General features: G+C 40.9%; 25 protein-coding genes and 1 pseudogene. 2 read left to right on the top strand and 24 right to left on the bottom strand.

Annotated elements, in window-relative coordinates:
* Positions 1-198: 198 nt before the first annotated feature.
* The 6 genes from MUN89_RS12590 to MUN89_RS12565 all read right to left on the bottom strand — a co-directional run bounded on the left by MUN89_RS12590 (position 199) and on the right by MUN89_RS12565 (position 6,037).
* Complete coding sequence (locus MUN89_RS12590; protein ID WP_244708163.1) at positions 199-1,002, bottom strand: LysM peptidoglycan-binding and 3D domain-containing protein; 804 nt, start codon at positions 1,000-1,002, stop codon at positions 199-201.
* Positions 1,003-1,556: 554 nt separating this feature from the next.
* Entirely contained in the window at positions 1,557-3,173 is a 1,617-nt protein-coding gene (locus MUN89_RS12585) for an ABC-F family ATP-binding cassette domain-containing protein (RefSeq protein ID WP_244708162.1), read from the bottom strand.
* Positions 3,174-3,246: 73 nt separating this feature from the next.
* Entirely contained in the window at positions 3,247-4,593 is a 1,347-nt protein-coding gene (locus MUN89_RS12580; protein ID WP_244708161.1) for a DUF2252 domain-containing protein, read from the bottom strand.
* A gap of 195 nt (positions 4,594-4,788) precedes the next feature.
* Positions 4,789-4,995, bottom strand: coding sequence for a cold-shock protein (locus MUN89_RS12575; RefSeq protein WP_244708160.1), 207 nt, complete (start codon positions 4,993-4,995; stop codon positions 4,789-4,791).
* Between the two features lie 83 nt (positions 4,996-5,078).
* Complete coding sequence (locus MUN89_RS12570) at positions 5,079-5,279, bottom strand: cold-shock protein (protein WP_035541471.1); 201 nt, start codon at positions 5,277-5,279, stop codon at positions 5,079-5,081.
* Positions 5,280-5,533: 254 nt separating this feature from the next.
* Positions 5,534-6,037 carry a superoxide dismutase family protein gene (locus MUN89_RS12565; RefSeq protein WP_244708159.1) on the bottom strand — a complete coding sequence of 168 codons (504 nt, stop codon included), beginning with the start codon at positions 6,035-6,037 and terminating at the stop codon, positions 5,534-5,536.
* 125 nt (positions 6,038-6,162) lie between these two features.
* Between MUN89_RS12565 and MUN89_RS12560 the strand changes: the two genes are divergently transcribed.
* Complete coding sequence (locus MUN89_RS12560; protein ID WP_244708158.1) at positions 6,163-6,867, top strand: SurA N-terminal domain-containing protein; 705 nt, start codon at positions 6,163-6,165, stop codon at positions 6,865-6,867.
* A 138-nt stretch (positions 6,868-7,005) separates the two neighbouring features.
* On the opposite strand, the gene MUN89_RS12555 is transcribed toward MUN89_RS12560, so the two are convergent.
* From MUN89_RS12555 to MUN89_RS12545, 3 genes are all read right to left on the bottom strand, one after another.
* Positions 7,006-10,623: a dynamin family protein gene (locus MUN89_RS12555; protein ID WP_244708157.1), complete on the bottom strand. Its 3,618-nt coding sequence runs from the start codon at positions 10,621-10,623 to the stop codon at positions 7,006-7,008.
* A gap of 106 nt (positions 10,624-10,729) precedes the next feature.
* Positions 10,730-11,605, bottom strand: coding sequence for a gamma-glutamylcyclotransferase (locus MUN89_RS12550; protein ID WP_244708156.1), 876 nt, complete (start codon positions 11,603-11,605; stop codon positions 10,730-10,732).
* Positions 11,602-12,585: a P1 family peptidase gene (locus MUN89_RS12545; RefSeq protein WP_244708155.1), complete on the bottom strand. Its 984-nt coding sequence runs from the start codon at positions 12,583-12,585 to the stop codon at positions 11,602-11,604. The genes MUN89_RS12550 and MUN89_RS12545 overlap by 4 nt, the downstream gene beginning before the upstream one ends.
* Before the next feature lie 79 nt (positions 12,586-12,664).
* Here MUN89_RS12545 and MUN89_RS12540 point away from each other — a divergent pair, with 79 nt between their 5' ends.
* The gene (locus MUN89_RS12540; protein ID WP_244708154.1) at positions 12,665-12,940 is read left to right on the top strand and encodes an acylphosphatase; all 276 of its coding nucleotides are present in this window, start codon (positions 12,665-12,667) and stop codon (positions 12,938-12,940) included.
* A 40-nt stretch (positions 12,941-12,980) separates the two neighbouring features.
* Here the strand turns inward: MUN89_RS12540 and MUN89_RS12535 are convergent, their stop codons facing one another.
* The 15 genes and pseudogenes from MUN89_RS12535 to MUN89_RS12465 all read right to left on the bottom strand — a co-directional run bounded on the left by MUN89_RS12535 (position 12,981) and on the right by MUN89_RS12465 (position 26,054).
* Entirely contained in the window at positions 12,981-13,721 is a 741-nt protein-coding gene (locus MUN89_RS12535; protein ID WP_244708153.1) for an SDR family oxidoreductase, read from the bottom strand.
* A 113-nt stretch (positions 13,722-13,834) separates the two neighbouring features.
* The gene (locus MUN89_RS12530; RefSeq protein ID WP_244708152.1) at positions 13,835-14,074 is read right to left on the bottom strand and encodes a ferredoxin family protein; all 240 of its coding nucleotides are present in this window, start codon (positions 14,072-14,074) and stop codon (positions 13,835-13,837) included.
* Between the two features lie 206 nt (positions 14,075-14,280).
* Positions 14,281-14,829, bottom strand: coding sequence for a histidine phosphatase family protein (locus tag MUN89_RS12525; RefSeq protein WP_244708151.1), 549 nt, complete (start codon positions 14,827-14,829; stop codon positions 14,281-14,283).
* 87 nt (positions 14,830-14,916) lie between these two features.
* Entirely contained in the window at positions 14,917-16,512 is a 1,596-nt protein-coding gene (locus MUN89_RS12520; RefSeq protein WP_244708150.1) for an amidohydrolase, read from the bottom strand.
* Positions 16,513-16,767: 255 nt separating this feature from the next.
* A pseudogene (locus MUN89_RS12515) lies at positions 16,768-17,082 on the bottom strand (transposase); the annotation flags it as partial.
* Between the two features lie 64 nt (positions 17,083-17,146).
* Positions 17,147-17,290, bottom strand: a complete 144-nt coding sequence (locus MUN89_RS12510) for a hypothetical protein (RefSeq protein ID WP_244708149.1) — start codon at positions 17,288-17,290, stop codon at positions 17,147-17,149.
* A 17-nt stretch (positions 17,291-17,307) separates the two neighbouring features.
* Positions 17,308-17,511 (bottom strand): DUF6501 family protein, encoded by a 204-nt coding sequence (locus MUN89_RS12505; protein ID WP_244708148.1) that lies wholly within the window; start codon positions 17,509-17,511, stop codon positions 17,308-17,310.
* Between the two features lie 57 nt (positions 17,512-17,568).
* Complete coding sequence (locus tag MUN89_RS12500; protein WP_244713762.1) at positions 17,569-18,177, bottom strand: alpha/beta hydrolase; 609 nt, start codon at positions 18,175-18,177, stop codon at positions 17,569-17,571.
* 82 nt (positions 18,178-18,259) lie between these two features.
* Positions 18,260-19,303 carry an AbrB family transcriptional regulator gene (locus MUN89_RS12495; protein ID WP_244708147.1) on the bottom strand — a complete coding sequence of 348 codons (1,044 nt, stop codon included), beginning with the start codon at positions 19,301-19,303 and terminating at the stop codon, positions 18,260-18,262.
* Positions 19,304-19,379: 76 nt separating this feature from the next.
* Positions 19,380-20,129 carry a TerC family protein gene (locus tag MUN89_RS12490; RefSeq protein WP_244708146.1) on the bottom strand — a complete coding sequence of 250 codons (750 nt, stop codon included), beginning with the start codon at positions 20,127-20,129 and terminating at the stop codon, positions 19,380-19,382.
* Positions 20,130-20,211: 82 nt separating this feature from the next.
* On the bottom strand, positions 20,212-21,177 hold the full coding sequence (gene msrB, locus MUN89_RS12485; protein ID WP_244708145.1) for a peptide-methionine (R)-S-oxide reductase MsrB: 966 nt from the start codon (positions 21,175-21,177) through the stop codon (positions 20,212-20,214).
* Between the two features lie 91 nt (positions 21,178-21,268).
* Entirely contained in the window at positions 21,269-21,814 is a 546-nt protein-coding gene (locus MUN89_RS12480; RefSeq protein ID WP_244708144.1) for a VrrA/YqfQ family protein, read from the bottom strand.
* 67 nt (positions 21,815-21,881) lie between these two features.
* Positions 21,882-22,565, bottom strand: coding sequence for a uracil-DNA glycosylase (locus MUN89_RS12475; RefSeq protein ID WP_244708143.1), 684 nt, complete (start codon positions 22,563-22,565; stop codon positions 21,882-21,884).
* 101 nt (positions 22,566-22,666) lie between these two features.
* Positions 22,667-22,915, bottom strand: coding sequence for a DUF2584 family protein (locus MUN89_RS12470; RefSeq protein ID WP_244708142.1), 249 nt, complete (start codon positions 22,913-22,915; stop codon positions 22,667-22,669).
* A 25-nt stretch (positions 22,916-22,940) separates the two neighbouring features.
* Positions 22,941-26,054, bottom strand: a complete 3,114-nt coding sequence (locus MUN89_RS12465) for an AAA family ATPase (protein ID WP_244708141.1) — start codon at positions 26,052-26,054, stop codon at positions 22,941-22,943.
* Position 26,055 lies beyond the last annotated feature (1 nt).

Raw genomic sequence — 26,055 nt, 5'->3', positions numbered from 1 at the left:
CTAGTCTATCAATATGCACCGCAAAGACAAAGCCTGAGCCCTTCTGTGAATAAATTCAATTCTATAATAGAGGTACGGAGTCTTCCTTACTTAGAGAATGTACAGAAAAACACTCGAATCCTTTTACAAACTGAAAACCCACTATACTTTGATAGTGGGTTTTCTTAACGTTCATGATCTTTAGGGGGAGATCACTTTTTATTCGCTTAGCACTTGTACTTTTACATTCTTAGATCCAAAGGCCATTGCATCTTGTTTATTTGGTATAAATACATCGATGCGTTTACCGTTAATGTCTCCGCCAGTATCACCGGCAATTGCAATTCCATAGCCTTCTACATAAACTTTGGAACCTAGTGGGATGACATCAGGATCGACAGCTATTACTTTTTGGTTTGGATTAGCTTTCAAGTCGATTCCTGTGGCTGTCACGCCGCTGCATCCTGCACAATTAGCAGTATAAGCTGTTGCAGATGCTGTGAATTCTTTAATCACATCGTTGCTGGTATTATTCTTTTGAGTTGACGTATCTTTAACATTTGTTTTTTCAGCTTTTGCTTTTTTGTCGCTTGACTGATTACTTTTAGATGCAGACGCATGGTTGTTGTTTGAATGGGATTGTGCTGCCTGTGCTTTCACTGCAAATTTATCTCCCGGGTAAATCATCGTTGAAGATAGATTATTCCATGCCATCAGCTGATCTACTGTAATTCCAAATTGCTGAGAGATTTTATAAAGCGTATCTCCTGATTTAACTGTGTAGGTGTCTTCAGAAGCTTGTTCTTTTGCTTCTTTCGTAACAGTGAGTTTCTGGTTTGGATAAATTAAATTTGAGTCAAGATCGTTCCATTTTTTAAGCTTGTCTACTGATACTTGATTGTCTTGAGCAATGCTCCATAGTGTGTCACCTTTGTTAATTGTATATTCTGCTGCACTTGCTGATGTAGCAAATGCCCCTGTCATCGTTACTGCAGCTGCTAGAGAGAAAACTGTCTTCTTCATAAAATAATGTTCCTCCTCTTGTTGATTGTGATTACACCACAATTACTTTCCTGTGTTAATGTCACAATTACAAGAATATCAGATTCTCACTTTATTTTAAGAACAAACAGCTAACAGTTCGATTTCAAAATTAACAACTACATTTCACTGTTATTACAATTGTAGAGAGCTGTACTACAATTCTCTTCTTTCTTCGGGAATCTTCTATTATTCTACAATTTAATCCAAGGATTCTGCATTTCTGCCAATGAACCTCAGAAAAGATTTTATTAAAAAAATTTGAAAAAAGAGTGATTTTCTTTTATAAATCCAAGAAAATCACTCTTTTTAGATTACTCTCTGTTGATTCCACGATGTGCGGTCGGTGGTGACACCTGCAGGAACAGCACGAGCCAAAGTTCCACCAGGTCTAATGATCATCATGACCAAGTTAGCTGTGGCCGTGCCCGCGGCAAGCATCCACTGATAAGCGATTCGTGATCAGACTTTAACAGCAGCTCTAAATTAGCAGGAACTTTTTCAGTGGTCTCGCCATAAGCAGGGATTTTAAATGATTAATACAATCCCGCAACTTGCTTTTGCACGGCAGGATCAGCTAAATATTCATCGTAACTCATTTCTTTATTCACATATCCATTTGGTGTAATTTCAATGATCCGATTTGCGATCGTTTGAATAAATTCATGGTCGTGGGAAGCAAAGATAATAGAACCTTTAAAATTAATCAAGCCTTTATTTAATGCTGTTATAGACTCTAAGTCAAGGTGGTTCGTCGGCTCATCTAATAGAAGTACGTTTGCTCCGGATAGCATCATTTTTGACAGCATGCAGCGCACTTTTTCTCCACCAGACAACACGTGGGCCTTTTTAAGAGCTTCTTCACCCGAAAACAGCATGCGGCCAAGAAAACTTCGAAGGAAGGTTTCCGTTTCATCCTCGGGAGAATATTGCCTTAGCCATTCGACAAGCGACAGGTCACACCCTTCGAAATGACGGGAATTATCTTTAGGAAAGTAGCTTTGCGATGTAGTCACTCCCCATTTATAGCTTCCTTCATCAGGTTCCAATTCGCCCATCAATATTTGGAGCAGTGTTGTTTTGGCCGTTTCATTACTTCCAACTAGTGCGACCTTATCATTTCTGTTTAGAGTGAAACTAAGGTTATCGAGCACTTTTACACCATCGATCGTTTTTGACAAATTCTCTACAGTTAGAAGATCGTTGCCAATTTCCCGCTCTGCTTTAAAAGCAATATAAGGATACTTTCTCGAAGATGGCTGAATGTCATCCAAAGTGATTTTATCCAATAGTTTCTTTCTGGATGTCGCCTGTTTAGATTTCGATGCATTCGCGCTAAATCGAGCAATAAATTCTTTTAAGTCCTTAATCTTTTCTTCTTTTTTCTTATTTTGTTCTTCGGACATCCTCTGTGCAAGCTGGCTTGACTCATACCAGAAATCATAGTTGCCTACGTAAATTTGGATTTTGCCAAAATCTAAATCTGCAATATGCGTACAAACATTATTCAAAAAGTGACGGTCGTGTGAGACTACGATCACCGTGTTTTCAAAATCAATTAAAAAATCCTCCAGCCACTGAATCGCTCTGATATCCAAATGGTTCGTAGGCTCGTCGAGCAGAAGAACATCAGGATTTCCGAACAGCGCCTGTGCAAGCAGGACTTTTACTTTTTCAGAACCGGCAAGCTCACTCATCTGCTTATCATGCAATTCATCAGAAATGCCCAATCCAATTAACAGCCGGGCTGCTTCAGAATCAGCTTCCCAGCCGTTCATTTCTGCGAACTCTCCTTCAAGCTCGGCTGCACGCATGCCATCTTCTTCTGTAAATTCGCCTTTCATGTAGATCGCATCTTTTTCCTGCATGACTTCGTAAAGTCTCGTATGTCCCATAATCACAGTTTCAAGCACTTTATACTCGTCATAAGCAAAATGATCCTGTTTTAAAACAGCTAATCGCTGATCCTTTTTTAAAGAAACATCCCCAGTCTGCGGCTCAATCTCACCGCTTAGGATTTTTAAAAAGGTTGATTTTCCAGCTCCATTAGCGCCAATTAAGCCGTAGCAATTGCCTGGTGTAAACTTTATATTGACGTCTTCGAATAACTTCTGGTCACCGAACCGAAGACTTACATCTGTTGCAGTTAGCATAAATAATCCTCCAGTAATTGAATGTATAACAGTAGAATTATACCATTCTTCTGGAGGATAAAACAGTTATGAATCAGGATTTAAAAAATTCTCTTTCCACCAGCCATTCTTTAAATAATTCATAGTCATGCTCAACCGTATCCTGATAATGATCCGACCATAAACTTACCTGGCGTCGGAATTGTTTTTTCTTGGAGCCAATCGCTTCTAAAATGGCTTTTTCACTATGGTAGTCCAGTATCCCTGCATCAAGATCTGCATCAGCACGGGCGTGGATTTTAGCAGAGATTCTGCCCATAGTTTTTACCGTTTGCTTCATGGATTTGTAGTCTTCTAAATATTTGTCCTTCAAATCTTTAGAAAACGGCGAGCGTTCTCTCACATAAAAATGCCGTCCTCGTAAAGTAAAATAGCCTAAAAATGGATCTGCAAGATGGTGCATCGCTTTTTGTGTGTGGACCACTCTTCGGCCTTGATGTTTATTATCCTGCCAGAATTCCTCATCGTAAGGAAAGAAATAAGCAGGTATCGGGGCCCTCGCTTCTTTGGCCTCAAGGATGATATCATCCTGGTGCGCTTTTTCCTCTGCTCCTTCAATTAGAATGTAGTAACGCTGCAGGCCGGTCGATCCTATGCCGGAGCCTTTCTTTTTGACGACATCTTTAATGCGGTAGAAGGATCCTTGTTTCCTGTCTTTTTCAGGAATGGAGCGGATGTATTCATCCCAGGCATTACTAAGCTCATCTCTTTCTTGTTTAGAAACAGATGAAAGCTTTTCTTTTCCTATATCAAATGAACGGATCGAATCATGATCTAAAACTGTTTGTTTATCCAATTCATGAGAATTTTTTCGTTTTTCCAGCTTTTTTATCGTTTTTTTAACTGGTCCTTTTGTATTTTCTTCAGTAAATTGCAGCTTTACCGGATCCTCTTCTCCCTCATTGAATGATTCCAGCTGATTAATGTACGTTTTTAAATAACGATCGACAAGTTCATCCTGTTCTTCTTTTGTGTAACTAAGCTGGTTTGCATACAGCCGAATACTAACAGCCATCCTCATTACATCAAATAAATAAGAACCTAAATAGCCTTCGTCGAAATCATCCACATCAAAAACGATCTCGTTGTTTTCATTTTGAAACCCGCTGAAATTATCAAAATGCAAGTCTCCCATAATCCAGGTTGGCTTTTCTTTCGGAGTGTGAAAGGTAAGGGGAAGATCAATCGTATCGAAGAAAAACAAATATGCACTTCCGCGGAAAAAGCTATAAGCATCCTCTCTCATTTTCTCATATTTTTTCTTCCGATCCGTCAGGGACAAGTTCATTAATTTCCCATCAAATTGATCGAGGATTGTGCCGATCGTCTGCTTTCTTATGAAATCCTTTGTAGACAATATTCGTTCTAAGTGCTGATCCATAATGAATACCCACCTTTTATTATTGCATGTCCTTATTTTATACCCACTCGATTCAAAGGAAAAACAATAACTCTTCCCGGGTAAAGAGCTGCTTAACTTGTATGCTCTGGAAAAACAAGTCTCTTATTTATCTTAAATGAAAAAGACTGCTGGGAATGACCAGCAGTCTAAAGACAATGAACCGTTTGTAACTATTTAAGACTTATAATAAAGGCTGTTATTTTCCACTACCTGCAGCACCTTGCTCGTTTGCTCCATCTTGCTGCCGCAAAGGGGACAGATATTTTCCTCATTCGTACGAAAATTATCTCTCATCCAACAGTTACAGTCTTCTGATGAACATTCCCAAATCTTTGTTTCTTCTTCTTTTACTTCGACCTGGTTCTTTTTACCAAATGCCATTTGAACTGAAACCTCCTCTTGACACAAGAATGATGTAAAAGAGACTGACTTCTTCTGAGCCAGCCTCTTTCCAATCTTATGCCTTATAATTTAGTTACGTTCGCAGCTTGTGGTCCGCGGTTGCCCTCTGTAATTTCAAATTCTACAGATTGACCTTCTTCAAGGGATTTGAATCCTTCTTCATTGATTGCGCTGAAATGTACAAATACATCATCTTCGCCTTCAATTTCGATAAATCCAAAACCTTTTTCCGCGTTAAACCATTTCACTGTACCTGTTTTCATAGGAATGGGTCCTCCAATGTTTCTAAAAATTAATATGCGTTTTGCTAAAAGAAAAAATCACATATTATAAAAAGTACCAATAGCCATTGATAACTCTTTATAATAAGTGATTAGGAGTTATGCGTCATCAGTACATCCAACTTGTTTACTTATATATCAATATACTATTTTTCACCGGTGAAGTCAAGCTGAGCACTTTTTGGGCTCTACGCTTAATAGTATATTCCCTTTTTGTGAAAATTATTCCTTTTTCCTCAAGATTTTTCTATAATCCCACAAGCAATCCGTTTTCCTGCGTTACCAGCAGGCTGGCTGCGATAGTCATCTGGACTTTGATGGATGATTACAGATTTCCCGATAATATCTTCAACTTTAAACCGGTCTGTAAAAAAGATCATCCTGGCCCGGCCATGGTTTGAAAATAAAACTGGAAAGTCTCCCGGATGATTTCCATGAGGCTGCTGGTTAGGGTTCCAATGCCCGCCAGCTGATTTGAATGGTTCTTTCCCGTCACCAAGCTCGCATACTCCTTTTTCATGAATATGAAAACCGTGCGGACCAACTTGTACTCCGTTTTTCTCTTTTTTGAATGGAGGTAATCCCTCCACCTGAACAAACACTTCCACTCCATAAGGGCGCTGGTAAAACTGCATTATTCCTTTTAAGTCAGGGGCTAGAGGGCTGCTTAAAAAAGTTACCTTAGCCTCATCTGCAGCTTGGGCAGGACGGTACGGGACGTTAGGGTAATAGCCGTACATTATACCTCCTCCTTTCTTTCAACTTTATGCGTGAATCCTCCTAAACATGACGAACAAGATTTACAAGCCAAAATCAATATGCTACACTCCGTGTAATGTTTCATAAGCAAAGGAGAGATCTTCCAATGAGAAAGTTGTTTTTAATGCTAATGATTGCAGCGCTTGCCGCGTTTGGTTTAAGTGCATGCTCTGATAAGGAAAGTGCCAAAGATGACAGCAAACAAACAGAGAAGAAACAAGAAAGCAGTGACGCCAGTGCTGAAGAGAACAGCAGCGGTCCTGTTGCCGTAGTTAATGGAGAAGAGCTTCCAAGACAAGATTTTAATACACAGTTTGAAAGTATGAAACAGCAATATCAACAAATGGGAATGGACGTTGAGAAAAACAAAGATAAGTTAAAGCAGTCGGTTGTGGATCAAATGATAGGTGCTGAACTGCTCAGTCAACAAGCTGAGGAGGACGGCATTAAGGTAAGCACGAAAGAAGTGGATAAAAAATACACCTCGTTTACTGATCAGTTTAAAAGCAAGGATCAAATGAAACAAGCCTATGAGAAAAACGACCTGTCTGAGAAAAAAGTGAAAAATCAATTAGAAGAAAACATCAAAATCACCAAATATATTGATGAAAATACAGACAAGCCTAAAGTTTCAGAAGATGAATTGAAAAAGCAGTATGAAACGATGACTAAAGGTAAAAAAGATGCACCAAAATTTGAAGAAGTTAAACCAACTCTTAAAAAACAGCTGGAACAGCAGAAAACACAGAAGCAAGTTCAAAGTCTCGTTGATAAATTAAGAAAAGATGCAGACGTGGAAGTAAAAATATAAAGTGAACGTACAAAGAGCCTGGGGAAATCCCCAGGCTCTTTTTCATCTGTTTTTTGGGTCGCACCTTAAGAAGGAGGAAGAAGAATTCTTAAGATGCGACGAGGTCTCTTAACCTTAGTATATGGAACCAGACAGCCATTAGAACTTAATGTCTGCCAATTCCTTGTAACGCATCTCCAGATCACCTTTATCTACGGGATGTTTTAAACCATAAATAAATCTTTCATAAGTATGGTTGATTTCTTCCTCCCAGACTTTTTTCAATTGGCTGAACTGCTCCTCCCATAATGCGGTGTAATGCTGTTTTAGAATCTCTTCTCCACTTTGCAACTGCTGCTGTAGGAGTGGTGAGATTCTGGCGCTAAGAGAATCCTTCATTATTTCTTTTTCATTCTTTTCAAAAAATGCTTTCGTACTCTTGAATCCTTTCAAAATATCCTCGTATTCTTTTGGTTTCATTGTAAATTCCAGTGACAGTTCCGGACTTGCCAGCTGATCAAGTTCAGGTGTTGAAAGTAGAAGTACTGTTCGAATTTGTTGAAGATTCTTCTCTAAAACCTGTTTCTTTTCAGCTGCCATATCCCGGATCAATCGTTCAATCCTAAGGCTTACGGCCTGCAGCTCCTGTTTCATTTCATGATTCATTTCATGGATTAAGTGGTCGGCCGCTTTATGAAGCTGGTTTTTTACTGATTCTTCACGGCCATTAATGACAGCTGGATTAAAATGATGTTTGAATACATCATGAAAATTTAACATCATCCGCTCATGAACAAAGTGAATTTGTTTCTCTAGTTTATGGAGAATCGGTTCCGTTTCTGCTTGTTGAAGTCGAACATGAAGAGTGTCAGAGGCTTCGCCTTTTTCTTTTTGAAACATCTTAAGCTGCCTGTCGCGCTCTTCCTGATCCATCTCCGCCTGCTGAATGAATTCCCTTAATGTCTCTTTCGCAGTATGGAGATCCTGATTGATCGACTGGATCATCACCTCAGCTAATTCATCTGATAAAAACTGGTGGAATTTTTCTTCAAAAAGAGCCATGGGCTCATGACTCGTTCCTTCTAATTTTTTACGCAATCCATGGAGGCTCGATAATGAAAATAGACGTGGCCATCTGATGTTAAAATGAACGAGTTGCTCTTGTACATAGGATTCCACTTCCCCGAGCTCTTTGTCAGAAGAAGCAAGATCACTGGCATTAATAATAAAGAACATTTTGTCCATAGCGAACGTATCTTTTACTCTTCCCAATTGATGTAGAAAGGATTGGTCTGCCTTGGAAAATGGGTGATTATAGTAAGTAACAAACAGAATGGCATCTGCATTTTTTATATAATCAAAGGAAACGTCCGTATGCCTGGCATTGACTGAATCTGCTCCGGGCGTATCTACTAACGTAATGCCCGCTTTTGTCCAGGCACAATCATAATAAAGCTCCAGTGATTCTATAAAGCAGGATTTTTCCTCGTCTGCCACATAAGAAGAGAATGCCTCCCACTCAACCGTTAGCTCTTCTCCCAGTTTCCCTTCCATAAACGAGAACCCTGCCTGAAAAGCCTTGATAAAGGCGAGCTGCTTTTGCTCTAATTTCATAAATTCTTCTTCATGCAGCTGATCCAGTTGTTTTTTTACTTCAGAGAGGGACAAACCGGAAATTTCCAGCTGATTCAATGCCTCCTGCATATCCTCTAAAAGCTGGCGGGTCGTCTTAACTTTCACTTTTACCGTACGGTCCGGATACTCCTCTGTTGGGGGAACGATTTTATTAATCGTAGCCGTAGTAGGATTAGGGGAGACCGGAAGCACCTTTGAACCTAACAAAGCATTTGCAAATGATGATTTCCCTGCACTAAATGCCCCGAACAAAGCTACTGTAAAATTGCGGGTCGAAAGCCGCTTTCGTTTACTGTTAAGCTGATGAAACAGATCTTCCATACCGGAAGAGCGTTCTAAAACTTGTAACGCGCGCTCCGTTTCACTTAACACAAAGGAAACTCGTCGTAGCTCTTTCGGTTCTGTTTTTTCCCAATTCTCATTTATAGCAGCAGTACGAGAAGATGATTTCACGGGAAGATCTACATCACTAGCAGAATAAACTTTTATGTTCTGCTCTCTTTCTTGAAGTGCCTGCTCAGCTGCTGCTCTTACTTGGTCAGATACCTCCTCTTTATGAAGCTGCTGCATAAGCCTGGCTGTTTCTTCAGCGTAGTTTTCTTCGAGTTTCTCTATTTTCCCTTCAATCATCTGTTTTTTCTCTAAGGCGGTAATAACGTCATGATGCTTTTCTCTTTCCAGTTCCCTTTTTTTCTCCAAAAATGCTTTCATATCTTTCAGCCACTCTAAAACATGAGCACGGTAAAGCTGTTTAACGTCTTTAGCCACCTCTTCGGTATAGCGCAATACATAATTACCTGTCACTTTAGCCCCTGATTCGATCAAGGAAGCCAAGCGCTCTTTAGGGTAGGAAATGTTAAATTCCTGTATTTTATTCCTTAACTGCTGGTCTTCTATCCCGAAGGTGTCAATGACCTCCATGATTCTGTCCCTCAATGGCCATTTTAAATTTTTTTCTATGCCATCTGTAAGAGATTGATAAAAAGCTTCTTCCCTGTTTTGCCTTTCCTCTTCCGTTTTCTTCTTTGTAAACAGCATACCTACTTTAAAGTCGGGCTGCATAGCCTCCAAATAATCTCTGGCATTATCCCTGATGGAGCTGGGCATTAAATAAGCATTGGGAAAAAATGAGAGTACCCGTTCTTTAAAACGGTCGTACAGTTCATCTTCTTCTTTATCAAGCTCTTCAAAGTATAAATTCCAGTCCTTAACTGTTGATCTGGTGGCTGTTATCTCCTCACTTTTCTCAAGCTCTTCCTCCAGTAATTGTTTTTTGTCCTCTTTTTCTTCTTCTTTATCAGCTTTCGTTTCTTCAGCTATCGTACGAGCATTGGATAACGCTTGATTTTCTATCTGTTCCTCTGTCCTATTAAACAATGCTCTAAAGTCCTGCATTAAACGGTCTAGTTCGTTGGTATCGATCTCATAGTTTTTAAGCGAAGTATAATAGATATGATGCGGGTTAATCCCCCAATCGCTTAAAGAATGTCGGACGCTTTCTTTGAATTCCGTAAAAGTTAATTCTTCTCTATTATGTTTATCAATCTGATTAATGACGATAGAAAAAGGGGTGCGCCGCTGCTGCATTTCCAGTAAAAATTTTAAATTCACTTCCGATTGAACATGGTTATAGTCCATCACATAAAACATATAATCCATCATGTGGAGAGAAGATTCTGTAATCAGCCGGTCTGCATCATTTGTAGAGTCCACTCCTGGCGTATCAAGAAGGACTGTATTTTCGGGCAATGATTTTATCGGTCTGCTAATTTCCACTCCAGTAATTGTTTCCCCTTCCCGGCACAAGTCCTTTACCTGTTCCAACTCCAGATCACCTTCATATTTCCTTGGCCGTGCTTCTGGAAATGAAGTAACCGTAAAGGGAGCTCCTGAACGGAGTTTTACTACATTCGCGCTGGTTGGTATCGGGCTTGAAGGTAAGATCTCCTCTTGTACTAGAGTATTAATTAAGGAAGATTTACCAGCGGAAAAGTGACCGGCAAATCCAATCATGATTTCTTTTCGCTGCAATTTATCAATTAAATCAAGCACTTTTTCTGCTTGAGAAGTATCTTTATTCGTTTCAAGATATGTGTAAAGATGTTTTAATTGAGCTGCTGTCTCTTGCGTGGTGACCGTCATGAGATAAACTCCTTTTTCAATGAAATCCTGCATTCCTTTCTATTTTACTCAAAAAGCCCCCGAAGACTCAAGCAGAATAAAGGAATAGATTGTCTAGGGATGTTTGCTAGTCTTTTTTTCTTACCTGCTCCAAATAAGAGTTGAACCCATCAATGGTAAAAGAATGTATAAATCGTGATTCCAATGACTTTACATAGTCCTTCCCCAGGTATTGACTGCCACCTCGATGGATTTCTATCGCATAGTGAAGCGGTGGGACAAGCTCCTGCTTTTTATCAATAACGGTGAAGGAAAGGGCCGTTACCCGCCTGCCATTATGTAATTCTACTTCGATGGCTGTAGGACGGTATCCCCCTGCGTAAACTCCTTCACGTTTAAACAAATAGTTAACGGCTTCTTTTTCTATTTCATAGATGACTCCTTCAACCTTCCCACCAGATGATTCAATGATATCTGCTCTCCCCCCGTCTTCCTGGTGGTGGGAAAATGCGAGCCGGTACTCATCTAAAATCCCTCTTCCTAATACTGAAGTAAATAAATGAGACACCTTGTGTTTATAAAACCTCTCGTTATCCATACACGATCCATATGCAAAATAATAACAGGTGGAGTTTTGCAAAAGCTGCTGTACCGGCCAATTACCAAATGGGATAGTTGAAAAAGAAGCCAGACCTGAGCAGGAGTGACTTATAAAAGTTACCGCTTCGAATGACCCGTTATCTGTAAGAACTTCTACGATCTGTTTCACCGGAGGAAAATGTTGGTTTTCTGAATCACACATTTTTAATATTAATTTTTCCACGTCTTCAGCAGGGAATTCATAAAGACTTCCATAGGTGAGAGAACAGGAATCTTCGACGGCTATAGGATTTCCATCTATTTCTTTAAGTAATAACCCTTGCACCCATGCTTGCTCTGCCAACAAATGCTGTGATTTGATAATTCCATCAATTTCAAGATCTCCATAGACAAACAATTTCATTCCGACTTCTCCTTATACACATCAGGATATGCTGGAAGTCCATACACGGATGCTGCTGATTTGACAGCGCTTAAAACAGCCCTTTCAACGACTATCTGAGCCAACATGCTTAATCCATTAAGATCAGCTGGCTCCCTACCACTCGATAAAGTAAACAAAGTGTCCCCATCTACAAATGTGTGAGAAGGTTTCATAGTTCTTGCGAAACCATCGTGAGCAATCGAGGCTATTTTATTGGCTTGCGGTTTCGTTAATTGGGCATTAGTGAGAACCGCCCCGATCGAAGTATTTTCACTGAATCTATTTGTAGTGTTTGCTTCGAGTTGATCCAGCAGGCCTTGATCTGAATGAAGAAATTTATTTTCTGCACGCTCGTAAGCCCCTGCCAGTACCCGTCGTGTGTTAGGATCGATGACATCACCAAAACAATTCACTGCAACGACCGCTCCCACTTGAATATTTCCCGACTGAACGGCTGACCATCCTATGCCACCTTTCATGGCATACTCATTGCCAAAAGCTTTACCAACCGATGCCCCTGTGCCTGCCCCAACATTCCCTTCAGAAAATGGGGACTTTTTAAAAGCTTGTTCAGAAGCATTGTATCCCATCAGCTGGTTCGGACGAATATTTGGACTGCCGACCGTTAAATCAAATAAAATGGCTCCGGGTACAATAGGCACCCGGCCCACAGAAACGTCGAACCCGATCTCCCTTCCTTCAAGGGACTCCATGACGCCTCCAGCTACATCTAACCCGTATGCACTTCCCCCTGCTAAAAAAACCGCGTGGATGTCCTCGACTAGATTTTCGGATTTTAACAAATCCGTCTCTCTCGTTCCGGGGGAACCTCCACGAACACTGACTCCGCCTTTGGCCCCTTGTTCACTAATGATAACCGTACAACCTGTTCCCCCTTCTTCATGCTGGGCATGTCCTAATTTAAATCCTCGAATCGACGTTATATCAATCGCTTTCATAAAAAAACTCCTTTACTGAGGTTTTTCATAGACAAAAACAGGTAATAAATAACTATACTTACTTGGAGGTGCTACTAGAATGGCAATAATTCAAATCATTGTACACGGCCAGGTCCAAGGAGTCGGGTTTCGAGCCACTACAAAAAATATTGCTGACCAGTATCAAATTAAAGGCTGGGTGAAAAATACCGCAGATGGATCTGTCGAAATAGAAGCAGAGGGAGAATCACAGAATCTCGAAGAATTTATCTCAGAAATAAAGAAAGGACCGACTCCTTTTGCAAAAGTGGAAGCTGTAAACACGGAACAGCTAGACGCTTCCAAAGGCCATAAAAGCTTTAAAATTGTTCATTAAGAGAAAACCGCAGGAGACTTCCTGCGGTTTTCTTATTATCTTATCGTTTATGCATCGGACGGACAATAACTTCATTAACATTGACATAAGAAGGCTGAGTGACCGCATAGGTTACAGAACGAGCGATGTCCTCAGCTTCGAGCGGCTCCATTTTTCTATCTTTAAACATATCGAGTACTTCTCCATCCGTAATGTGATCTGTAAGTTCTGTATCTACTGCTCCAGGAGACACATTAGTTACACGGACTCCTGAATTGGAGAGCTCTTTTTCCATACCCATTGAAAGTGCTCGAACAGCATATTTAGTAGCACTGTATACCGTGCTTGAGGGGAAAACTTCATGTCCTGCTACAGAAGATACGTTAATAATATGGCCGGTTTCCTGCTTCAGCATTTCAGGAAGTGCTGCGTGTATACCAAATAATACCCCTTTGATATTCACATCTACCATTTGTTCCCACTCATCCACGTGATCGTTTTTTAGAAAAGACAGAAGCATAACCCCAGCGTTATTGACAAATATATCTATGCTGCCAAATTGTTCCACTGTTTGCTGGACGAGATTTTCCATTTCCTCCCTTTTTGTAACATCTGTTTCAATCACGTTGGTTTGAACACCGTACTCACTGTGTACTTCCTCCGCTAGTTCTTTTAATTTTTCAGAACGGCGCGCTGCCAAAACAACATTAGCCCCTTCATCTGCAAGGTTTTTGGCTATGGCTTTTCCGATACCGCTGCTTGCTCCAGTAACGATAGCTGTTTTATTACTCAGAGTAGTCATCGTAAATTCCTCCTATTCTATGGGTCTGTTATGAATTTACCCGGTTGACTCTGGTTTTAAGCTGGGAATGCGCCAAAAGAGCCGTCTCATATGAGACGGCTCTAAGGTGAAATTTATTGTTCTTCAAAAAACTTGCGGTTCAATTCAATGTATTGGTTTTCTTCTTCAGGAACTTCGTCCTCTATATAAATGGCCTCAACAGGACATACCGCTTCACAAGCCCCACAGTCGATGCAGATGGCCGGATCGATATAGAACATATCTTTACCTTCTTCAATACAATCAACTGGGCACACATCCACGCATTCCGCTGCTTTTTCATCTTTACAAGGGGATGTAATTACAAAAGCCATGAATAAACTCCTCCTTTTAGTAGAATTAAGTGTGCTTATTATTTGTTATTCACCTTATCTGGATAAGATAAACACCACTTCATATGATACCTATTATAGACTAAAATCGCAATTCCTTCTAAAATTTCGACACTTTTTTTAATGGAAGCGGTTTACTAACATCAGGCCGGGCCCATAAAAAGAAGACTAATGGATACGTTGTTCCATTAATCTTCCCATACTCGTTCTACTACATATTCCCCGCCTTGTTTCTGAATGACAAAAACGTCAGGGCGGGTCAGACGTTTCCAGTCATAAAAATCAATTTCACGATTGTATCGCTGCAATAATAACGCCAGCAGATTTCCATGAGTGACCAGCAGTACATTGCCTTCTGCATGAGCTTCTAACTCATGGATTAATTCAAGTCCCCGTTCTTTAGCTTCCGCAGAGGACTCTCCTCCAGATAACTTTAGATCAGGATCTTTAAACGTATCTCTAAGCACTTCCTCCCAATCATCAAGAGGCTCATGACTTAATATTCTTTCTTCAAGACGCTCATCTGTCTCAATAGAAAGATTATGTTTTTCTGCAAAGGGACGAATCGTTTCTATTGCCCTTAAAAAAGGACTGGAAATAATACGGTCTACTTTATATCCTGCTTGATCTAAAAATGAAGCCAGCACCTGCGCTTGTTGAACACCCAGCTTGGTTAAGGGGGAATCCTCATGCTGGCCTTCTGTATCACTATGACGTACGAGTATTAACTTGTCCATCCTTGTGACCGTCCTCCTCTTTTCACCAACTTACTCCTATTATCCCTGATGAAACGAAGAATAACAAGGATAGCTTCAGTCAATCCTTTACTTTTTATAAATTTGTTCCCCTCTAAACCAGGTTTCTTCCACTTTAATATCCTTAATAGACTCTTCAGCAGCTTCCTCAGGATGCTCACTCAGAAGTACAAAATCTGCCTGACAGCCCTCCTCAATGCTCCCTTTTTGGTTCTCACGGAATTCAAGCTCAGCTGGAATGGCCGTAAATCCATAAAAAGCATCTTTAACTTTAATTTTTTCCTGAGGCATCCATCCTCCTTGGGGCCTGCGGTTTAAGTCCATTCGATTCACAGCTGTATAAATTGAAATCAGCGGATTAATGCTTCCAATTGGCAGATCAGAACTTAATGTCATAGGGATATGGTCAAGAACTAGACTGTTAAATGGATCACAGTACGGGAGCAATTCCTCTTTAGTCCATTTGTCTTTTTTATCCCACTCCCCTAATAAAAAAGAGGGTTGTGTTTCAATATAAGGTTTTAATCTTCTAAGTCTGTCAATCAAATCTGGTCCAAGAGTCTGTGCGTGGATAATCCGGTGCCGCAGCTCTTTAGTTCGAGCTTCCTTTTGCTCGAATGCGGAGATCGCCTGCTCCACTGCGCGGTCACCGATGGCATGCATGGCGACCTGCATGCCTCCTTTTGAGGCATGAGCCACCATTTCATTCAGCTCCTCTTGACTATAAACGAGCGTACCTTGTGTGGAGGGGGCATCAGGATAAGGATTTCTCATAGCTGAAGTATGAAGCCGCTGCGTCCCATCAAGAAATATTTTAAACGCTCCTACTTTTACTTGGTCAGTCCCTTCTCCAGTTCTTCGCTCACTGTTGTCCACATATCTCAGCACATCATTTTTATTAAATACATAATGGTGTAGAGAAACATCAAGGTCGAGCTCTCCTTCTTCTTCAAGCTCAGTATACGCTTTCCATAATTTATCGTAAGTGCCCATAAAATTAATATCATCTGTATGAACAGAAGTAATTCCCTGCTCTTTCAAGTATGGCCCTGCCGCTTTTAGTGCACGTTTGGCATCTTCCACAGATCGCCCCCAAAAATGACGCTTAATATAGTGCACTGCTGTATCTTTAAATCGTCCATTCCAATTGCCTTTAGAATCGAGCTCCTTAAATTCTTCCGGGATTTGCTCAAACGCTTGTTCTTCTTTAAGTAATTCCAGCGCTTGCCGGCTGATTACACACTCATGGCCATCTTCATGCATGAAATAGATATGAGCATTGACATGAATATCACTTAAGTCATCTGCTGTAAGAAGATGGTCGATATCGTCAAAATTATCATCATTAAAGCCTTTTCCAAAGATCCAATCTCCTTCTTGAATTTCTTGATAATGGTTTTCCACCATCTTTTTCATGTCCTTCCAGCTTTCAGCCTCAGTCAGATCCAGCTCTTTTTTTAATAAACCAAACCGCAGCAAGTGCATGTGGCTATCGTTAAACGCTGGGGATAAGACTTTTCCACCTCCATCATACAATTCGGCATCGCCTTGATAAGGAGATGTTTTAATATTTGTAATCTTATCTCCGTTGACTTCAACTGCGTACATTTTCTCGTCTTTAGGATAATGAGTGGGGTCATAAATTCTTACATGATCAATAATCATAAGCATACTCCTTCCAAACGTATATCTATATGCCTATCTACCCGATTTTCATGCTTCATAACATAAAAAAACTGAACATGATTTTCATGTACAGTCTTGTAGAGAAACCCGTGTTTTTTTACAATATTTTTTCTTACCGCCAGGAGCGATTGCCCATTCCTTTCCGCGGACGAGCGCCCGAGCTTGTTCTTCCGAAGGAGTGGAAGGGACCCCGCTCCTTGGTATTCTTTAAAGACAAAAAAGACTCTCCTTCACCTAGCTCACCTGTGCTAGATAGAGGGCAATCTTTTTCATGTGCTGACAGGCAGCTGTCCTCAGCTTTTTCTTTTCCACTCAAACGGCAATAACGCTCCCCATGCCGTTCTTTTGAATCTGCGAAGCTACGCTCCACTTTCTCTTTTCTCATTCTATAAATCCATTTTCCCTCATTAAGCCAGTTCAAGCGAACCTGCTCTTTGGCATCCTCCCACACATGGCGCTTAGCGTTTGTTGATCGTTCTTATTCTTGGTACTGGTTAGGAGGAATGGACAAGCCACACATTGAGATGAGTCTGACTTGTAGTGACGATGATCGAGATAGAAGAATCCTTCCGGCTTATTTTCCCGCTGTAAATAATCACTCTTCGGATCTGTCTCACTCCCTTTCACTTCTTTGGTTTTCTGGCACAAGTTCTTCCATTGTTACGATTTCCATCATTTTGTCGTACTTTTCTTGATTGAAACCAAAAATCAGGCCGCCGAGACTTCTCGACAGCCTGAAACTTACCATGATTTTCATGTTCAGTTTGACTATGATTACACTTCTTTGAAGTAGTTCTTATAAAATCCGCCGATTCTGCCTGAATTGTCAATCACAAAGTAAAATTCTTCACTTTCGTTTTTCACCTCATAGACATGTCCAGGTGTTAATACGTTATTGACGACGAACTTCTTTGCATCATTGTGGATACATTCAACTCGCTTTAAGGTTTCGGAAGATTCCCATGTTTTATGAATCATAGATATGTACCTCCTTCAATTGTCTGACTTCCATCATACACACTGAACTGATCAGGCTCAACTCTCAGACTGATACCAGTTTCGAGCAGCATAAATTTCAGATTCAGTAAGTTGATGTCCATGATCTTCCCAGTAAACTGTGACTTCAGCCCCGGCTTTTTGGAGAAGCTGATGTAAATCCTCGGTTTCCCGGGGAGGACAAATAGGGTCATTTTTTCCCGCCCCAATAAAGACCTGTCTTCCATTCTGACGAACAGCATTTACGCCTCTTTGCGGCACCATTGGATGAAATAGAACGGCCTTATTCAAACTATTCTCATAACGAAACAGCAAGCTTCCAGCTATATTAGCACCATTAGAATAACCAACCGCAGTAACATTACTACGGTCAAATTGATATTCCTGCGCAGCTTCGTCTAAAAAATCCTGTAATTCTCCCGTCTGCTTAACGAGATCCACTTCATCAAATACACCTTCGCGGATTCGTTTGAAAAATCTCGGCATTCCATTCTCTAGGATATTTCCACGTACGGAAAGTACTGCAGCAGATGAATCAATGATTTCAGCAACTGGCAGCAGATCACGTTCAGTCCCGCCGGTTCCATGAAGCAGCAAAAGCACAGGGCTGTTATTTTTTTGTGAACCTTCTCTAAAAATATGCCTCATTCTCATCTTACACCCTCCATTTGTTTACATAATATGATTATTGTATCCTTGAAGAATCTTGCCAATTGTATACAGACAAAATTCAAATGAGTTTCGGGATAAATTTTTTAAATAAAAAGGGAAGCAGCAGCACGATTGTCAAAAGACGAATAATTTGTAACGAGCTCACAATAGCAGGGTCTCCGCCGGCACCTCCAGCTGTAACCGCCATTTCAATCAATCCGCCAGGGGCAAGGCTTAGGATGGCTGTTGTCAAGTTCATGTCGGTCCAAAGACTGAGGAGACAGCCAAGTACGAGTGAACAAGTAATTAACAACAAGGCGAGGACGAAATAATAAGCACAATACCTTCCCGCTTTAATGACATCTCTTAATTCAATCGTATGGCCTAAGTGAGCACCAATCACTAGTTGGGCAGCAATAAACCATATATTAGGAAGTTCATATACGGAAAACCCTAAAGATTGCAGCAGACCGAAAGAAAGCATTGGAATAATAATGAAAGACGCAGGGATCTTGTTTTTTAATAGATACCCTGTAATAAATGCGACGAAATAGAACAAGACTGTCCAAAAAGGTCCATCTCTGTCAGCAGCTAAAGCCCCTCCTGCAGAGGAAGCATGGTCCTGATAAAGAAAATGAACAGCTATAAAAGGTACGATAAACAGTACCGAAATTAAACGGATGGTCTGGAAAATGGTGACGAGAATTGTATTACCACGTAAAGAATCACTGACAGCAATCATAGCAGAAAGTCCTCCTGGAGCACTTCCAATCATGCTAGTCGTAAGGTCTACTGATGTTCTTTTAGAAATCACTACTGCCAGGCAAAGACTAATGGCTATGATCATAAGAGATAAAAATGTGTAAGGTAAGAGGTAAGGAAGCACACTTGAAAAAGTGTGGGAGCTAAATGTCAGTCCAATCTGAATTCCCATTAAGTTAAAGCCTGTATTTCTTATGAAGGAAGAAGAATAGGTTTCTTTCTTCACCAGCAGCTTATAGACCATCAGCAATGCCACCGGCCCTAGAATCCAAGCAAGTGGTAAGCGTAATGCCCAAAACAGTACACCCCCGGTAATGGCAAGAGTGTATGTCCCAATGGATCTTCCAATCATAAGTTTCATCTCACTTCTTTAGGATAATGTCAGTGTACCAGTGAAAATGAACGATTGTCTTTAATTTTGTTTCTTTGAAAGGAATTTAAGACGCAGTCTCTTTTTTTTCAGCCATAAACCAGCCGGCAGCGGCAATGAGAACAAGTACCGACCAAAATATCATTTTCCATATAATGGATTCCGGGAAATGTTTAGAAATTAAGTGAACATTAGGATGAGCCAGCACCTGGACGATAAGTTTAATAGAAACCCAGGCAATGATAATATAGGCAGCGGCTTCTAATCCAGGCCTTTGTTCTAGAAGCTTGATAAATTTATGAGCCGCAAATCTGATGAACACGACTCCTGTCATGCCTGCCAATAAAACGACAAGAAATTTACCACCATCCATTCCCCCAATGGCAGGGAGACCGGTATTGGAAAGAGTAGCTGCAAGTGCGACCGCAGCTAAAATAGAGTCGATGGCAAATGCAATATCCGAAAGTTCTACTTTTAAGACCGTTGGCCAGAAACCGGAACCATTTGATTCTGATTCATTCTGCTTATTTTGATCATTCCTGCTTCTGTCCCAAAGGTTTTTCACCGCTATATATAAGAGATACGCTGCCCCAAGAGCCTGCACCTGCCATATATTAACAATAAAGGAAATGACAAACAAAGAAGCAAATCGAAAAATAAATGCTCCGCCCAGACCATAAAGCAAAGCTTTTTTTTGTAGTCGCTCAGGAAGATGTTTTACCATCATGGCCATCACAAGCGCATTGTCCGCAGCAAGGATGCCCTCAAGGCCCACAAGCACAACAAATACCCAGGCGTACTCCAAAATTCCAGACATGACTTACCACTCCTTTGTTCTGTCATTCCTCTGAAACAGAAAAGTGAAACTCCACTAAAAAGCAGGTACTTACATACCTGCTTTACTCCTTAAATAAATGCAATAAGTAACCGTAACCCTCTTCTTCCATTTGCTCTTTTGGTATAAAGCGAAGAGCTGCAGAATTGATACAGTAACGAAGTCCGCCTTTATCTTCAGGACCATCCTCAAATACATGACCGAGATGCGAATCTGCCTCGCTGCTTCTGACTTCAGTCCGGACCATCCCGTGACTGGTGTCGGTTTTCGCATCTATCTGCTGATTGGCAATAGGCTTTGTAAAGCTTGGCCAACCGCACCCGGCATCATATTTTTCTTTGGAACTAAATAAAGGCTCATTGGAAACGACATCTACATAAATCCCTTCTTCTTCATGGTCGAAGTATTCATTTTGAAAGGGCCGTTCTGTTGCATTTTCCTGAGTTACTTTATACTGTAGATCACTTAGTTTTTGTTTTAAGTTTTCACGATTCTTTTTAAAACCCCAGTGTTCTTTTATAAAATCCGCACGCCCGGAACCTTTTTTGTAACGGTTGTAATGGAACTTATGCTTCTTATAATAATCCTGATGCTTCTCTTCAGCTGGATAGAACACCTCAGCGGGGAGAATAGGAGTGACAATAGAATCTTTAAAAACCCCGCTTTCCTCTAGTCTGCGTTTACTTTCTTCAGCAATTCTCTTTTGTTCTTCATTGTGATAATAGATGGCTGTTGTGTAGGATTCACCGCGATCGGCAAATTGGCCGGCTGCATCGGTGGGGTCAATTTGCTTCCAGAACAGCTCTACCAGTCGTTCATATGGAAAGATCTCTGGATCATAAGTGATTTGAACTGCCTCTTTATGTCCCGTGTTTTCTGTAATGACTTGCATGTAAGTAGGATTTTCCGTACGTCCGCCGGTATAGCCTGATACAACAGATTCAATGCCGGGTCTTTCATCAAATGGCTCTACCATGCACCAGAAACACCCTCCTGCAAATGTTGCGATTTGTAGAGACGATTTATTCATATGCAAAACCTCCATCACAAGCTGTAAAGTATTTATTAGCTTTCCCTTATTCTTGCTAATCCTACAAAAAAAATCAAGCCACATGCACAGCCTAAATGTAAAGCTTAGGCTGTGACGTACCTTGACGACGTTTTCTCGGTTGAGCCCCAGAAACAGAAACTGCTGACTCACTGGATTCGCTTGTATTTAAGGATTCTTCTGCTTTGGATGATTCTTCTCCTTCTTCTTCATCATCCGGACTATTCATAATCTTCACCATATTAATCATAGCAGGTATATTTTTTAACATCGGTCCATATTGCTGAACCATCGGTGCAGCGGTTTGTACGGCTTTTAATGCAGTCTGCATATGGCCGAGCCATCCTGCTCCTCCTGCCTTGGCTGCGGTCCCTGCTCCAAGAGCATTGCCTGCGCCAAAGGCGTTGCCTAAAGCATTACCTGCCCCAAGCGTATTGGCTCCAAATCCAGGAACACCTGCGCCAAATCCGCGCGCCGCCGTTCCTAAACCATTAGCCCCGCCACCTCTATTTAACAAGGGACTAAGAAACTTCATGATACCCTTAGGCGCAGCAGCCTGCTGAACACCTGGATACATCCCGCCCATTGGAGGGAACGGCGATTGACCTGATGGAAACATAGTAAACCCCTCCGTAACTTCGAATTAATGTAGCATATGCCCGGTTGACGGAGAAGGCGTGGGCGCTTTACAAAGCTGATTTGCTGGGCAGTGACCAGTCTATTGGTTTCCAGCCGGCAGATTTTAGAAACTCATTTGCCCGCGAAAATGGACGGCTGCCGAAAAAACCCCGGTGAGCCGCTAATGGACTGGGGTGCGGAGAGGAAATAATTTTATGCTTGTCTGGGTCCACTGCTGAAGCTTTCTGTTGTGCGTGCCTGCCCCACAAAATAAAAACAGCCGGACTACTTCTTTGATTCAATAAATCAATCACTCTGTCAGTGAATTTCTCCCAGCCAAGTTTTTGGTGGGAGTGAGCTTGATGGGCCCGGACCGTTAAAACATTATTTAAAAGCAGCACCCCTTGTTCGGCCCAGGGAACGAGATAGCCATGATCCGGCGGTGTTGCTCCTACGTCACTTTGCAGTTCTTTATAAATATTTTGTAAAGATGGCGGAATGGCCACATGTGGTTTAACCGAAAAGCTGAAACCATGAGCCTGTTCAGGACCATGGTATGGATCCTGACCCAGGATCACTACTTTCGTATTTTTATAGGATGTTTCCTTCAAAGCTGAGAAGATCTCATACATGTCAGGATAAACTGTAGCATTTTGGTATTCTCGTTTTAATCTTTCTCTTAATGTCAAGTAGTACGGCTTCCTAAACTCTTCCTCAAGTAGAGGAGCCCAATCATTCTCTAATACCTTCATGAAAAAAACTCCTTTTACTCAATCATAATAATTTCCTATAGCGCAGTAATTATTTCCCGGGCAAGCGCAAATTGTGACAATTAAAGCACAATTATCACTGATTAATTGACAGAATATAGTGAAATTAATCGATATTTGCAGATCGTGGTATTATTTTTCAAGACCAATTCTTCAATATTTCCTGAACCTATTTGATCAGATTTTAAATGTCTTCTAATTTCCAAGGTTTCATTCATCGGAAATATTTTATAGCCGTCAAAGGAAATTTCAAATAAATTATCGTTTTCATTGACTCTTTTCTCTTTTCCTTCAGTAATCAGCACCCATTCCATCGAAAGAGGCGTAGACATAGAAAGCACATCCTTCTGGTAGTCTTTATTGAAAAACAAATTCGACAGAAGAGCCTTGAGGTCCTGTCTGAATTTGCAATTTTGCTGGAATTTCTTCTTTAAGCTGCGGAACGTGAGAAATGATCCCAAGCAGTCGGTTACCTTCCTGCAGCCCTCTTAAACAATCAATCGCCTGCTCTAGAGAAATTTCATCTAGAGACCCAAATCCTTCATCAATAAACAAAGTATCCAACTGTACTCCTCCAGAGTGAGCCTGTACAACGTCAGACATACCGAGAGCAAGTGATAGAGAAGCTTTAAATCCTTCCCCTCCTGATAAAGTACGTACTGATCTCTTCTGGCCAGTATGGTGGTCAAGCACTTCCAAATCCAGACCGCTTTGCGCCCCGCGTTTGGCAATTTCCTGACTTCTGAGAAGCTGATATCGGTGGTCTGACATTTGGTCAAACCGGAGATTGGCCTGAATAAGAATCTCATCTAGAAATGCAGCAAGTACATACCTTTCCAAAGAGAGCCTGAGAGGGTTCTCCCCTTTCGCAAGCTGGGCAAGCTCTGCTAAATCATAATACTTTCTAGATAAACTTCCTTGAGCCTCGAGGAGCTCCCCAAGCAGTTCTTTTATTCTTAGGTTTGTTTTCCACTCCATTTCGAGATTGTTGAGTAGTTCCTGCTGCTTGTAAACTTTTTGTTTCACTGCCTCTAATTCCAATTTCATTTCCTGAAGATCCGGCCGCTTCTCTGAAGCGAGCTTTTTTTCGAGCTGTTGGACCGAATGATCCACAACTGCCTTACGCTCTCTATGCTTCGTAACTATATCTCGATATTCTGTGATTCTTTCAGTTGAAAGCACGGCTGCCTTATAATCTTCCATTGAAGCGAAACAATATTGTTCCAGCATTTGTTTAAATTTTTTCTGTTGTTGAATAGAAGCTTTAGAAAGTTTTTCTACGAAGAGTTCTCCTTCTTTTTCTGCTGCCTGAAGCTGGTAGACTTCATCTCTTATAAGCTGGTACGCTTCTTTTGCTTTTTCGTATTCCTGCATTTGAGATTCATAGCTGGTTTTTAAGGAATCAATACTCTTATCGAGTTCTTCAATATCAAGCGTTTCAAACTCAAATTGATCAAGTGTATTGTCCATTGTCGTCTGTAGCTTTGTTGAGGTTTGTTTCAGAGCATAATACTGCTCTTTTGCCTCATTTAACGATTGTTGGATTTCTTCGCCCTTTTTTTCACAAGCCTCTAATTGCGAGGCCGCTTCCTCTTGTTCTTTAACTTTGGCTGTCAGAATGTCGACTTCTTTTTTCACCGTGTTAATGGCTGTCACTGTCGCTTCTTTTCCATAGTTTATAGCGCTTTCGGTTAATTCAGGAATAATAGTAGATAAGTCGTTATAAAGTGAATCTGTTAATTGTCGCTGGGATTCTCCTTCTGCTTTCACGTCTACTGCCTTTTTGCGATAGTTTTCATACTGCTCTTCCGACAGTTTGAATTCACGCTTTAATCGATCTAATTCATTCGTTGTAACCACTGAGTTTGGCCGCTGTGCTAAAGCGGGATGATGGGTGGATCCACAAACCGGACAAGCTGAACCTTCTTTTGTCTGTAAGGCAAGCGTATAGGCATGATGCTGCTTGAGATCGTCCAGTGCTTGTTCATAATTTGATTTATCTGCTTCAAAACGCTTGTTTACTTCTTGGAATTCTTTATAGAAAGTTTGATACTTTTGACGAAGTCCAACAAGTTTGTTCCATTCACTCGATAATCGCCTTACATCTTTTAGTCTTTTTTCCAATCTTTCTAATTCATACTCTTTCTGTAACTTTTTTTCTCCCATATTTGAATAGGAAGCACGCTTCTCTTGTAAGCGTGTCTTCCTGGTCTGAAGTTCTCCTAACTGTTTATCAAAAGCTGCCAGTTTCTTTTCTTGTTGTGCTTCTCTGTTTTTTGCCGTTTCATAATCTTTCTTCAGCTCAATGAATTCCTTTAGCTTTCTTCGTTCCTCCGTCTTTTGTGTACACTTTTCTTTCAAGCTGGAACGCTCTTGTTCCTTCTCTTCCTGCCTGAGATAATAGGCGTGAACTTCTTTATGTTTTACTTCTTTCTGCTCTCTATGCTTCTCTCGTCTATCTTGTTCCTGCTTTGCTTTTTCGTATTCTTTTAATCGGTCCTGCCACTGGAGTTCATATGGAGCTACTTCAGCTGATTTTTCTGCTTTCTCTACTCTGGCTTTCAATTGTTTGATGGATGCATCCTCTTCTTCAAGCTGTTGTTTTTCTTGCTTCAATTGTTCAAGTTCTTTAAACCAGTCAAGCATCTTTTCAGCCTGGTAGTATTGATTTTGAGCCTCTTCATTTTGCTTCTGCAATTGCTTGAGCAGGTTGTTAGCTGCATCTTTACTAGACTCTTGGGCAGCCAGCTCTTTTTCCAATGTTTCCAAGACGAACTCCGGAAGCGGATTTTCATCCTCCATCTGTTCATTCTGCCAGTGGATTTTATGAATTTCCTGTTCCATCTTCCATTGGAACTCCTCAATTTCTTTTTGTAATTTTTTAGACTGATTTTTTAAATAGTCCGTGATTTCAGCGTAGAAATGAGTCCTGAAAATTCTTTGCAGGATTTCCTCTCGTTCTTTGCTGTTTTCAGAAATGAGTCTGCGGAATTCCCCTTGAGGAATCATAATCATTTTACGAAATTGTTCGTAATCGAGCCCAAGGAGTTCTTCAATTGTATCGTTCACATCTTTTATTTTCGATGCGAGTAGTTTATCGCCTTCAGCCTGTATCATGTAAAGTTCTGCCCGGGCCGGTTCTTCTTTATAGCCATCGCCGCGTTCTTTTGGCTTCAGCTGCTTTGGCATCCGGACAACTTTATAATCCTTCCCTCTTAACTGGAAGCAGAATTCTACAGCAGTTACATCAGCGGCATCAGCGAAATGGCTTCTCAAAGAATCCTGATCGCGATCGCTGCCGCTTGCTTTGCCATAAAGAGCAAAACTCATCGCATCAAAAATCGTAGTCTTTCCAGCTCCTGTAGGACCAGTGATCAAGAAGATAGGTTCGTCACCCAAGTATGAAAAGTCGATCTTCTGTTTTGATTTGTAGGGGCCGAAAGCATTCATTTCAAGTGTATGGGCTTTCATT

It is taken from the genome of Halobacillus salinarum (genome assembly GCF_022919095.1).
Classification (GTDB): domain Bacteria; phylum Bacillota; class Bacilli; order Bacillales; family Halobacillaceae; genus Halobacillus_B; species Halobacillus_B salinarum.
This window is presented reverse-complemented; position numbering and strand designations above follow the sequence as displayed.